This is a genomic window from Phytopseudomonas punonensis, assembly GCF_900142655.1.
Classification (GTDB): Bacteria; Pseudomonadota; Gammaproteobacteria; order Pseudomonadales; family Pseudomonadaceae; genus Aquipseudomonas; species Aquipseudomonas punonensis.
On sequence record NZ_FRBQ01000009.1, the window covers coordinates 1 to 12929 of the forward strand.

A 12929-nucleotide genomic window follows, 5' to 3' on the forward strand; every position below is an offset into this window, starting at 1 on the left:
ACACCTCTCTATGGCGAGTATTCTCGCCCTAAATGGGTGTCCGGGATCAGTAGACCACTACACTAGGCGTAGTCCTCCCCACCGGCCGCCTAGCCTGAGGCCCGCATGACAGCCGTGTAAATCTGGACGGCAACGCTATGACATTCGAGCTCAAATTCATACTATAGGCATGGGCGGCTATTCGGCTCATACGGGCCAGAGCGGGCCAATTGAGTATGGCTAGCTGTGTGATAAAAGTATGCTGGCTAAGCGCTTTAAAGGTACTGTGAGTAAAAAGATTGCCTTTGCAGGTAAGATATTGATCAATGCCGAAACGTAAAGTCAAGATGTGGGTGATGCCGGGCATGAAACAGGCGCCCCCCCCTAGGAGCAACAAAAAAAGAGTCATCCTAGACTTGTCTATTTTGAGGGCTGATGATTTCTATATAGATGAGTGGTCGCACAACATGAGTGCCAGTATAATGAATATGTGTATTTCTTTTTGCGGCTATCAATCTAATATGTACAATATTTCCAGCTTGTCAGTGGAGATGCGATTGCAATACTAGGTTTAGTATTTTTATATTTTCTATGCGTGAGTGCGAAAGTCGCTCGGAAATCCATGTTTGATTTGGTTAAGTAGAATGAAGATTGTCGGCACCAGTGGCGCAGGTTTTATAGTATTGGCGGTTGTCCGTCAGATTGTTCGTAACACGCGGAGGCAGAAACTCGTATGAGCGACAAGCCAGTTTTTGTTACCCAGCCCTACCTGCCTCCACTGGAAGAGTTCCTTCCTTATCTAGAACAAATTTGGGCCAATAAGATTTTAACCAATGGTGGAGTGATGCATCAGCAGCTTGAAAAGGAGCTGTGTGCATACCTTGGTGTGGAACATATTGCCTTGTTCAACAATGGAACCATTGCGTTACTAACTGCGCTCCAGGCGCTGCGCGTGGCAGGCGAGGTCATTACCACTCCCTACTCCTTTGTCGCTACCTCCCATTCCTTGCTGTGGAACGGGATCAAGCCGGTATTCGTCGATATAGATCCTTACACGCTTAACCTCGATCCAATTAAGATTGAGGCTGCGATAACCCCGCAGACCACTGCTATTATGCCGGTCCACTGTTATGGTAATCCCTGCGCTGTCGAATCTATCCAAAAGATTGCCGATAACTACAACCTTCGGGTGATCTACGATGCTGCCCATGCTTTTGGTGTTGAGGATGTAGGTGGAAGCATCTTGCGCCACGGCGACCTTAGTGTCCTGAGTTTTCATGCAACTAAAGTATTTAATACCTTTGAGGGCGGCGCAATAATTTGTCCCGATGCTAAAACCAAACAACGTATCAACCACTTGAAGAACTTCGGCTTTGTTGATGAGGTCACTGTTGTTGCTCCCGGTATCAACGGTAAGATGAGCGAGGTTAATGCTGCTTTCGGTCTGTTACAGCTCAAGCATATAGACTTAGCCTTAGCTCGGCGCCGTGAGATCGATAGGGTCTATCGTGAGGGGATCAGGGGTATGAAAGGTATTAGCTTGGTCGAGGGGGTTGGACAGGCAACCGCAAATTACTCCTACTTTCCTATTTTAGTTGAGGCGGATTATCCAATAAGCCGCGATGAGCTCTACCTGCAACTCAAGAAAAAAGATATCTATGCGCGTCGTTACTTCTATCCTCTTATCAGTGAATTTCCCATGTATCGGGGGATGCAGTCAGCGCAGTGTAACAACTTGCCCGTGGCCAATGAAGTGGCTAAGAAAGTGCTATGTCTCCCTATCTATCCGGATCTTAGTAAGGACGAGCTTGATCGAATTATTGATGCTCTGAAGGTAGAGTAAATGGGGCTGCTCACTCGTGAACAAATCGTAAGCATGGGTTTTGCATGTGTTGGGGAAAATCCAAAGCTTTCTGATAAGGCCTCCTACTATAATTGTGAAAAGATTATTATTGGCAATAATGTGCGTGTCGATGACTTCTGTGTGCTTTCGGCAGGTAGCAGTGGTATCGAAATTGGAAATTACATCCATATTGCTGTTTATAGTTCGTTAATCGGTGCAGGGAAAATCAAACTTTCTGATTTTAGTAATATCTCATCAAGAGTTGCGATTTACAGCAGTAATGACGATTATAGTGGACAGAGTTTGACTAATCCTATGGTGCCTGAAGAGTTCACTAGGGTTGAGCATGCTGATGTAGTTATAGGTCGACATGTGATCGTTGGTTCGGGAAGCGTTATTCTTCCTGGAGTTACTCTTGAGGAGGGTGTTGCGATAGGTGCATTGAGCTTGGTGTCAAAAGGTTGTAAGGCCTTTGGGATATATGCTGGCGTGCCTGCAAAGAGAATCAAGGAGAGAAAGAGAGACTTGTTGGAAGCGGAGCGATGTTTATTGCAGAGAAGCACTCCTCATAATTAATGCTGTAGTCCGAGTAATCTTCATTGTCTTTAGAGAAAAATATAGTCGCGAACTATGTTGGCCAAATTTATGTAACCATGGTCGGCATTGTTATGCTGCCCTTGTATATTAAGTATATGGGGGTGGAGGCATATGGTTTAATTGGCTTCTTCACAATGTTGCAGGCGTGCTTTGTCCTGTTAGACATGGGGTTGACGCCTACTATCGGACGCGAGACTGCGCGTTTCCGAGGAGGTGCGATGCCTGCCCTTGAGTATCGTCAACTTTATCGCGCGCTTAGTTCGATTTTTTTCGCTATAGCTGTAGTTGGTGGTGGGGGGCTGTTCCTGCTCTCTGAGTTTATAGCTAGTAACTGGCTTAATGTAGAAGCTCTGCAAATCGATGAGGTGAGGCTTGCCGTAGAAATCATGTCGGCCAGTGTGGCCATGAGGTGGATGTGTGGTCTATATCGCGGCGTTATAACGGGTTCAGAAAGGTTGATCTGGCTGAGCAGTTTCAGTGTTTTGGTAGCAACATTGCGTTTCATTTTAGTCTTGCCTGTGATGTGGTATTTCGGTTGCACTCCTTTCGTTTTTTTTGTGTACCAATTCTTAGTTGCATTGGTTGAAATTATTGGGCTTGCCTCAAAAAGTTGCCAGTTGCTGCCCGCCGACAGATATCTTAGTGGAGCTATTGGTTGGTCATTCAAACCAATAAGGCTCGTGTTGAAATTTGCATTGACCATAGCTTTCACTTCATCTGTGTGGGTAATGGTCACTCAAGCCGATAAATTGGTGCTCTCCGGCATCCTGCGACTAGATGAGTACGGTTACTTTTCCCTGGCGGTTCTAGTCGCTAGCGGAATTATGGTCATCAGCGGCCCCGTTAGCAGCGCCATCATGCCGCGAATGGCTAGGTTGCATGCCGAAGGCAAATATGATGAGTTGACCCGTGTATACCGTGGCTCAACTCAGCTAGTCAGCATCATAGCTGGTTCCGCTGCGATTACGTTGGCATGCTGTGCCGAGCAATTGCTTTTCGCTTGGACTGGCGATCTGCAATTGGCTGCAAAGGTGGCGCCTATTCTGCGTCTATATGCCGTTGGCAATGGATTCCTTGCAATAGCTGCTTTTCCTTATTATCTGCAATATGCCAAAGGCGATTTGCGTTACCACCTTATTGGTAACTTAGGTATGGTAGTTGTCTTAGTTCCCTGCATGGTTCTTGCTGCAATATATTTTGGTGGTGCTGGTGCCGGTTATGTATGGTTGGTATCGAATGGCTTATTCTTACTGGTGTGGGTTGCATATGTGCATTATAAGCTTGAGCCTGGATTGCATGTTAAGTGGCTAAGTAAAGATGTTTTATTGATAATCCTACCTACAATGATTTTTGCGGGTTTTCTGAAAATGCCAAACCTTGAGCTAACAACTAGGTTAGAAAATTTCATTTATGTCGTAGCTGTTGGTGTGATTCTTGTTGGTGGGGCATTATTTTTATCTGATGTCGCGCGGGGGTGGCTGGTAAGCTACTTTTATCGGAGGAGGTCTGTACGGTGACTACGGCTATATACGCACCTGTTGCAATCTACGAGATAATTATTAGTGTGAGGTTTTTTGGGGTTTAGAGCTTGGAAGTGTAAGGGTGTTTGAAAGGTTTCTGCTTATGGTGGTGAGTTCTTATTTTGGCTCTTTGTTAGGTGGTTCGATTGGTTTTATGTTTTATGTTTTATGAATATTTTGTAAGGTTTAATATGCTTGCAGGCGACTGTTGAGAGGGATTCAGCGTCTATTGGAGAATTTGGCAATTATGAGTCTTTCTTTGGTAGTTTTGTATAATGAGTATTGGGCGTGCTTTTAGTGATGTTGCTAATTATAAAAGCTCGGGTAGTGTTTAACTGGCGTGTGCCGCTGTCTTGGTGTGAGTAGGTGATGATGAGTGCTGAAGTCTTGTCAGGAGTGATTGTGTCTGTGGTTTGTATAGTATATAACCACGAAAAATATATAAGGGATGCCTTAGATGGTTTCTTGAGGCAGGATACATCTTTTGCGGTTGAGTTTATTGTTGCGGATGATTGTAGTTCTGATGGGACAATGGATGTTATTAATGAGTATCGGGATAAGTTTAATGGTAGGTTGAAAGTTGTTAGAAATGAGTCAAATCTAGGCTTTATGAAAAATTTAATAAATGCTTTGGATATGGCTAGCGGTAAGTATATAGCGATCTGCGAGGGTGATGATTATTGGGTGGATCCAGAAAAACTTTCAGTTCAGGTGAATAAGATGGATGCGCTTTCTAGTGTGGATTTGTCTTTCCATTCATCATACATTAAGTACGAGTTTGGTGATAAAGTCGATTCGCTATTCTGTAAAAGGGCGCATGGGGATTGTGTATTTGGAATTGAGGATATTATCGATTCTGCTGGAAGTTTTATGCCGACGGCCTCAATGTTGATTCGAGGCGATGCTTATAGAAATTTGTCGCCTAGTATCAGGGCTTTGTATGAGAGTTATACAACTGCTTTTTTTACGCAATTGATTTTTTCTTTCGAAAATGGCGCTCTGTATATTGATCGGCCAATGTCGGTATACCGCTCCATGGCCTTGGGTTCCTGGACTGAGTCGGTTGTTAATAATCCTAATATATATATGTATTGGAGCGATAAGTATTTATGTGCTGTTAGGTTGTATAATGCGCTGACTGGTTACAGGCAAAAGTCAGCCTTTGAGAGAGCTATTTCTAATAAACATTTTTCCATATTGAAGCATGAGGGCATTTCGAAACAGTATAAAAAAGATTATTTTTCTAGGCATAGATCTGAATTAACCAATTGGCAAGTGTTGTTTTGGTGGGTTGTTCGCTTCTTTCCACAATGGATTTTTATTTTGCGTAAAGGAAAACGGAGGTTGTTAAAGTTAAAGGGTGGTATTAGGTCTTTAATTGGTCGTTAGTAGTTTTGTATGTTTCGTTTTTAACCTGCTTAGCTTTTGAGGGGTTGAAGCTTATAATTTCTGTAAGGCGAATGGTGGGATGGTTTGGCGAATGAAACACGTTCTTTTGATTAACGAGTATTTCTCTGACAATGTCGGTGATCAAGCTATTGCAAGAGGGCTATCTGACGTATTTTCATCGAAAGGATACTTGGTTAGTAATGAGGGTTTTTCTCGTTCTCGGGCGCGTGTATCTTCTGCTGACTTGGAGCGTCAACAAGGATTTTTAACAGGGATTTTTTCATCTAGCGTTGTGTTGAAATCTATATATTGGTTTTTAAAAAATTTCCTTAGAGTTTTTTATGCATCCTATAAAACCAAGGGGGCGGCGGTTATAGGTGGTGGCCAGTTAATATTAGCCGGCTCCTCATTCGCTATCGCAATGCTTACCTGGATTTTGGCCTTAAAATTTTTCGGTAAAAGAGTTATTTTGCTTTCTGTAGGCGTGGGAGAGAGGTTTGGCTATTATGAGCGATGCCTATACAAAATTTCTTTTGCTATGGCGGACGATATTTTTATTCGTGAAAGAGTGGGTTTGGCTCGTCTAAAAAAGGAGTTTAATGTTGATGCCCGGTTTTGCCCGGATATGGCTTATGCTCTTTTTGCTCCTGTTCGGTCTATCAGCGAGTTCAAGGTGTGTACTGTATGTGTTACGAGTTACGATGTTCACGTAAGATATGCTCCAGAGTTGGATTTGCCTATTCTAAGCCGTGAGCAGTATTGGGAAAAATGGGCGCAGAGTTTAAAGGGCTATGCTTCTCAGGGGTATGCAATACGGTTCGCATGGACAACGGAGTCTGATAGACATGAAACTATTGCGTTTTTAGAGTTTATGTCACTTGGCGTTGAATTTTCATTTTTCGATAGGGAGTTGACTCTGAGTAATGTTATGGATGAGTTATCTAAGGCAGATATAGTTATTGCTGGCAGAATGCATGCGCTAATCTTGGCCGAAATTTGTGGATGTAAGGCGCTCCCATGGATTGTTTCAAAGAAAATTGAGATATTTGCAGCTGAATATCTGTCTTGCGATGCTAGGTGTCTGCGTGAGGAGATAAGTTCTACAGTAGATTCTCTTGGTTTGTGATTTGCATATGATTTGTATTTGGTCTGTGTTAGTAGGCGAGTAGGTGAAAAATAATATTCAGATTTTGACTTGTGTGCATGACTCTTCTCCGACCGGCGGTGGGGTGGCTGGTGTTTCATTGCAAATTCATCAGGGCCTTATTCGGGAAGGCTGTGATGCATACTTGCTTAGCGGTATTAATTCTGCCGTACTTTTGCCTTCGCAGTTTGATGTAAAAACAACTGGCTCTGGTGTTGAGAGATTTCCTCTGGACAAGGAAAAGAAAGGAGTGCTACATGTCCACGGATTGTGGACTCCTTTTACTTGGCGAGCTTACAGGTTTGCGAAAAAAAATGGTTTAACCTTTGTTGTTAGTCCGCATGGCATGCTTGAACCTTGGGCTATGAATCATAAGCCGTGGAAGAAGAGATTAGCTTGGTTGGTGTATCAAAAGCATATATTAAATAGTGCGGATATGTTGGTGGTCAATTCGGAGAAAGAGTTGCTAACCGTTAGGGCGATGGGTGTGAAGCCGCCTGTGGCGGTAATCGAAAATGGAGTTGATAAAGCGGATTTTTTTATATCAACCCCCTCTGTGCTTTCTAATAAGGTTGCACTTTTTCTATCTAGATTGTCTCCTGTAAAGGGTTTGCCTGACTTAATCAATGCATGGTCTCTACTGCCTGCAGAGCACGGCTATAAGCTGAGGCTCTACGGTCATGCGGATCCTGGTTACGAAGCTGAGCTAATGCGCTTGATCCATAAATTCAATGTCGAGGACAGCGTCACACTGCTTGGCCCGGTATTCGGTGTGGACAAGTGGAAGGCTTATCAGGGTGCATCATTTTTTATACTGCCTTCTTATAGTGAGAATTTTGGAATTGTAATAGCTGAAGCTTTGTGGGCAGGCCTTCCAGTTATTACAACCAAGGCAACCCCGTGGGAGTGTCTTGAGCGTGAAGGCCTTGGTTGGCAAGTTGATAATAATGCTCAGCAACTTTGTGATGCGCTTTGGTCTGCTATGCAACTTGGAGACGAAGAGCTAAATATTATAGGGCAGCGGGCCTCTGCGTACGCACAAAAGAACTTCGACTGGCCTAATATTGTTGAGAAATATCTTCTGGCTTATCGTTGGCTTATTAATGGAGAGCTACGAAAGCCGGAATGGATTGATAGGAGGCAGAAGTGAAGCTTCTTATTGTTTCTCAATACTTCAGTCCGGAGTGCTTTATCATAAATGACATCGTGCGCATGCTCGACGAGCAGGGCCACGAGGTTGTAGTCGCTACTGGCAAGCCCAATTACCCCGACGGTAAGGTTTTCGATGGCTACCACGCTGCGGGTACCCAGCGCGAACTTTATTTGGGGCGTATCGAGGTGCTGCGGGTGCCGCTGTGGCCGCGTGGGCAGGGTGGTGCGAAGAATCTGATCCTCAATTACCTGTCCTTTGTATTCAGCGGTCTGCTGTATCTGCCTTGGATGCTGCGCGGGCGTGAGTTCGATGCCATTCTGGTATTCGCCCCGTCACCGATCACTCAGGCGATCCCAGCGATCCTGCTCAAGTGGTTGAAGAGGGCGAAATTGGCTCTATGGGTGCAGGACCTCTGGCCGGAGAGCCTTTCAGCCACAGGCTTTGTGCGTAAACCCTACCTGCTGCGTGCGGTGGGCTGGATGGTGCGCGGCATCTACCATCAGTGCGATACGCTACTCGTACAGTCACTAGCCTTCGTCGAGCCGGTGGCGCACTACGCTGACCGCGCGAAGATTCAGTACTATCCCAACTCCATGGATATAAGCAGTTCAAAGACTGTGGTGCCGGTACCGAGCGAGTTGCTTGAGTTGCTAGAGAAATATTTCTGCGTTGTTTTCGCCGGTAACCTGGGGACGGCGCAGGCGCTGGAAACCATCGTGCAGGCGGCGGTTCATCTGCGAGATGATCCGCATATCCGTCTGGTTCTGGTGGGTAGCGGTAGCCGCTTGGCCTGGCTCAAGGCTCAGCAGCAGGCGCATGGTCTGGATAATCTTGTACTGCCGGGGCGTTTCCCCATGGAGGCGATGCCACAGATCTTTGAGCGTGCTTCGGCCCTGCTGGTATCGCTGAATAACGAACCGGCCTTCGCACAGACCATCCCTAGTAAGATTCAGGCTTACCTGGCCGCTGGTCGACCAATCATCGCTTGCATGAATGGCGAGGGGGCTCGAGTGGTTTGCGAGGCGCGTGCAGGCCTCGCCTCGCCGGCCGAACAGGTGTTGCCGCTGGTGGCTAACATTCAGCGTATCAAAGAAATGGGGGACGCAGAGCGTATTGCCATGGGCTGGTCCGGCAAGGCTTATTTTGATGCCAATTTTGAGATGGAGCGGCAGGTCGAAATCTTGGTCAAGTATTTGGCGGGAACGCCCTCCAGCAAAGGTTGTGAATGATATGAAGGTTCTCGTGCTAGGCGTCACCGGTATGCTCGGCAATGCCGTTTTTCGCGTTTTTTCTGCCGATGCGGCTTACCAGGCCTGGGGCACGCTGCGTAGTGCTGCGGCCCTGCGTCACTTTCCGCAGAACAGCCATGCGCGTTTGCTCTGTGGCGTTGATGTGCTGGACCAAGATGCGTTGACCTCCGTAATGTCTCGGGTGAAGCCGGACGTGGTAATCAACTGCGTCGGGCTGATCAAGCAGTTGGCCGATGCCAATGACCCTCTCAATGCATTGCCGATCAACGCCATGCTACCGCACCGCCTCGCGCGGCTGTGCGAGCTGAGTGGGGCGAGGCTGATCCATGTCAGCACCGACTGCGTATTCTCCGGGCGCAAGGGGTTGTGCCGAGAGAGTGACCTGTCGGATGCGGAGGACCTCTACGGCAAGTCCAAGTACATTGGCGAGCTACACGAGCAGGCGCATGCGATCACCTTGCGCACATCGATCATCGGCCATGAGCTGGGCTCGAAACATGCGTTGGTGGACTGGTTTCTTTCGCAGCAGAGCAGCGTCAGGGGCTTTACCAAGGCAGTCTTTTCTGGCCTGCCAACGGTGGAGCTGGCGCGGGTGATGAAGGATTTCGTGATTGCGCACCCGCAGCTCAATGGTCTGTATCATATCGCCGCGGAGCCGATCGACAAGTTCCGTTTGCTCAGCTTGGTGGCCGCGCAGTACGGCAAGACGATCGAGATTCGTCCAGATTATGCGTTGGTGATCGACCGCTCGCTCGATGGTGCCCGGTTTCGAGACGCCACGGGCTATGTAGCGCCGGCCTGGCCCGAGCTGATTCGTCGGATGCACGAGCAACGGTAACAAGGGCGTTGGACTACGATTGTCTCCCTTGCGTCAGCCCCGCTCCCGTAGGGTGTGGCCTTACTACACTATAAATAGTCGCGCATGCATAAGCCTGCGCCCGTGGCCTGGAAAGTTTTATGTTTGATGACAAGGTATTGATGATCACCGGTGGCACCGGTTCCTTTGGCCATACGGTGTTGCGGCGTTTCCTCGATACCAATGTGCGCGAGATCCGCATCTTCTCCCGCGACGAGAAGAAGCAGGAGGACATGCGCATTGCCCTGGCCAATGACAAGGTCAAGTTCTACATCGGTGATGTTCGCGACTACGACAGCCTGAAGCAGGCCATGGTCGGTGTTCATTACATCTTTCACGCAGCGGCACTCAAGCAGGTGCCCTCCTGCGAGTTCTACCCGATGGAGGCCGTGCGAACCAACGTCAACGGAACCGAGAACGTGCTCAACGCCGCTATCGCTAGCGGTGTGAAACGTGTCGTGGTGCTGTCGACCGACAAGGCTGTCTATCCGATCAATGCCATGGGTATTTCCAAGGCCATGGCGGAGAAACTGATGATTGCCAAGTCGCGGATGATTCCAGAGGGCGGCACTGTTGTCTGCGCTACTCGCTATGGGAATGTAATGGCTTCGCGCGGTTCGGTAATCCCGTTGTTCATAGAGCAATTGCGCCGTGGTGAGACCCTGACCGTCACTGACCCTCAGATGACACGGTTCTTGATGTCGCTAGATGATTCCGTTGACTTGGTTCTGCATGCGTTTGAGCACGGACAGCAGGGTGACCTGTTTGTGCAGAAAGCTCCGGCTTCTACTGTCGGAGAGTTGGCGCAAGCTCTTAAAGAGCTGTTTGGACGCGATAATACCGTCCGTGTGATTGGCACTCGCCACGGTGAAAAACTCTACGAGTCTTTGGTCTCCCGGGAAGAAATGGCCAAGGCTGAGGATATGGGCCGCTACTACCGCATACCTGCAGACAACCGCGACCTTAACTATAAAAAGTATTTCGTTGAGGGCGAGGAGAAGATCGCCGAGTTTGACGATTACACCTCGCATAACACCGAGCGCCTGGATATCGAAGGCATCCAGCAGTTGCTGCTCAAACTCGATTACATCAAGGAGCAGCTCGATGCTTAAGGTCATGACACTGGTCGGCACGCGCCCAGAGCTTATCAAGATGAGCCGTGTCATTGCCGAGATGGACCGTCAGGTTAATCATGTATTGGTTCATTCCGGGCAAAATTACGACTATGAGCTCAATCAGGTCTTCTTCGACGATCTGGAAATTCGCAAGCCGGATCATTTTCTCGGCGCTGCTGGTGAAACCGCCGCTCAGACTATCGCCGAAGTCATTGCTAAGGCTGACGAGGTATTTGCGTTGGAGCAGCCCGATGCGTTGCTGCTCTATGGCGATACCAATACCTGTCTGGCAGTGATCGCCGCGAAGCGCCGCAAGATTCCGGTATTCCATATGGAAGCAGGCAATCGCTGCTTTGACCAGCGTGTACCGGAGGAACTCAATCGGAAGGTTCTCGATCACCTGTCTGACATTAATATGGTGCTGACCGAGCACGCCCGCCGTTACCTGATCGCTGAGGGCATACGCCCTGAGACAATCATCAAGACCGGTTCGCACATGCAGGAAGTGCTTGATTACTACATGCCGAAGATCGAGCTTTCCGATGTGCTGGCTCGTGAAAACCTAACTGCAGGCAAGTTTTTCATTGTCAGTGCGCACAGGGAAGAGAACGTCGACACCCCCGAAAACTTGCGTGATTTGCTAGCTACGTTGCGCGCGTTAGCGGATCATTACGGCTATCCGGTTATCGTTTCCACTCACCCCCGTACGCGCAAACGCCTTGAGGCCTTAGGCGAGTCACTTGACCATCCTCTGATCCGCTTCGTCAAACCATTCGGTCTACTCGATTACATAAAGCTGCAGATGTCGGCTTTCTGTGTGCTATCCGACAGCGGCACAATCACCGAGGAAGCCTCATTACTCAATTTGCCGGCGGTCACTCTGCGCAATGCCCATGAGCGTCCCGAGGGTATGGATGAAGGCACGCTAGTCATGAGTGGTCTGAAAGCCTCGTCCGTCCTCTCTGCTGTTCGTGTGGTCACTAGCCAGCATGTTTCCGGCATCAGAACTATCCCGCAGGTTCCTGATTACGATGGCGGGCCCGTTTCTTTGCAAGTGGTACGGGTTGTCTTGAGTTATACGGATTACATCAATCGTACTGTATGGCGAAAAGACTGATATGCGTATCTTGGTCACTGGGGCCGGTGGGTTTGTCGGGCAGGCGCTTGTTGGACGCTTGACTAACGATCCTCGTTATCAGCCGCGTGCTGCTTCGCGCAACGTTTCTGCCTTTTCTCCGAAGATAGAAAACTGTCTTGCTCCGTCATTAGGTTCCAATGCTGACTGGCATGCAGCTCTAAGTGATGTGTCAGTCGTTGTTCATTTGGCTGCCAGGGTCCATGTGATGAACGACACGGCGTCAGACCCACTCGTCGAGTTTCGAAATACCAACGTTGCAGGCACCCTGAACCTTGCCAGACAGGCTGCCACTGCAGGCGTGCAGCGTTTCATCTTCATCAGCTCGATCAAGGTCAATGGCGAGGGCACCGAGCCCGGCCATCCTTATCGTGCAGACGATACGCCGGCCCCCCAGGATCCTTACGGGGTTTCCAAGATGGAGGCCGAGCAAGGCTTGCGGGCGCTGGCGGGCGAGGCCGGTATGGAAGTGGTGATCATCAGGCCTGTGCTCGTTTACGGCCCCGGTGTGAAGGCCAATTTTCGCAGCATGATGAGTTGGTTGCGCAAAGGTATTCCGCTGCCGCTGGGCGCCACGGGAAACAAGCGCAGCCTGGTGGCCGTGGACAACCTGGTGGACCTGATTGCCACTTGCATCGATCACCCCGCTGCGGCCAACCAGACATTTCTGGTTAGCGACGGTGATGATTTATCCACGACGCAACTGCTGCAACGCATGGGCACGGCGCTGGGCCGGCCAGCAAGGTTGTTGCCCGTTCCTGCGAGCCTGCTGCAAGCCTGCGCGGCAATGCTTGGCAAGCGTGCCATTGCACAACGGCTCTGCGGCTCCCTGCAGGTAGATATTGGTAAAACGCGTGAGCTATTGGCGTGGGCGCCGCCTGTTAGCGTCGATGAGGCATTGCGCAAAACTGCCCGGGCTTTCGATGCTGGCTGACCAGCAATACCTAC

11 protein-coding genes are annotated in these 12929 nt (G+C 48.8%); all 11 read left to right on the forward strand.

Annotated elements, in window-relative coordinates:
* The first annotated feature begins 712 nt into the window (after positions 1-712).
* The 11 genes from BUC40_RS18370 to BUC40_RS18420 all read left to right on the forward strand — a co-directional run bounded on the left by BUC40_RS18370 (position 713) and on the right by BUC40_RS18420 (position 12915).
* Positions 713-1822, forward strand: a complete 1110-nt coding sequence (locus BUC40_RS18370; RefSeq protein ID WP_073267632.1) for a DegT/DnrJ/EryC1/StrS family aminotransferase — start codon at positions 713-715, stop codon at positions 1820-1822.
* On the forward strand, positions 1823-2398 hold the full coding sequence (locus BUC40_RS18375; RefSeq protein ID WP_073267633.1) for an acyltransferase: 576 nt from the start codon (positions 1823-1825) through the stop codon (positions 2396-2398).
* A gap of 23 nt (positions 2399-2421) precedes the next feature.
* Complete coding sequence (locus BUC40_RS18380; protein ID WP_073267634.1) at positions 2422-3936, forward strand: lipopolysaccharide biosynthesis protein; 1515 nt, start codon at positions 2422-2424, stop codon at positions 3934-3936.
* Positions 3937-4311: 375 nt separating this feature from the next.
* Complete coding sequence (locus BUC40_RS18385; RefSeq protein WP_167369179.1) at positions 4312-5328, forward strand: glycosyltransferase family 2 protein; 1017 nt, start codon at positions 4312-4314, stop codon at positions 5326-5328.
* 91 nt (positions 5329-5419) lie between these two features.
* The gene (locus BUC40_RS18390; RefSeq protein ID WP_167369180.1) at positions 5420-6454 is read left to right on the forward strand and encodes a polysaccharide pyruvyl transferase family protein; all 1035 of its coding nucleotides are present in this window, start codon (positions 5420-5422) and stop codon (positions 6452-6454) included.
* Positions 6455-6497: 43 nt separating this feature from the next.
* Positions 6498-7622: a glycosyltransferase gene (locus BUC40_RS18395; protein WP_073267637.1), complete on the forward strand. Its 1125-nt coding sequence runs from the start codon at positions 6498-6500 to the stop codon at positions 7620-7622.
* Positions 7619-8854, forward strand: coding sequence for a glycosyltransferase family 4 protein (locus BUC40_RS18400; protein ID WP_073267638.1), 1236 nt, complete (start codon positions 7619-7621; stop codon positions 8852-8854). The genes BUC40_RS18395 and BUC40_RS18400 overlap by 4 nt, the downstream gene beginning before the upstream one ends.
* Position 8855: 1 nt before the next feature.
* Positions 8856-9713, forward strand: coding sequence for a dTDP-4-dehydrorhamnose reductase family protein (locus BUC40_RS18405; RefSeq protein ID WP_073267639.1), 858 nt, complete (start codon positions 8856-8858; stop codon positions 9711-9713).
* A gap of 119 nt (positions 9714-9832) precedes the next feature.
* Positions 9833-10843, forward strand: a complete 1011-nt coding sequence (locus BUC40_RS18410) for a polysaccharide biosynthesis protein (protein WP_073267640.1) — start codon at positions 9833-9835, stop codon at positions 10841-10843.
* Positions 10836-11963: a non-hydrolyzing UDP-N-acetylglucosamine 2-epimerase gene (wecB, locus tag BUC40_RS18415; protein WP_073267641.1), complete on the forward strand. Its 1128-nt coding sequence runs from the start codon at positions 10836-10838 to the stop codon at positions 11961-11963. Before BUC40_RS18410 ends, wecB begins: the two co-directional genes overlap by 8 nt.
* 1 nt (position 11964) lies before the next feature.
* Positions 11965-12915, forward strand: a complete 951-nt coding sequence (locus BUC40_RS18420) for a UDP-glucose 4-epimerase family protein (RefSeq protein ID WP_073267642.1) — start codon at positions 11965-11967, stop codon at positions 12913-12915.
* Positions 12916-12929 lie beyond the last annotated feature (14 nt).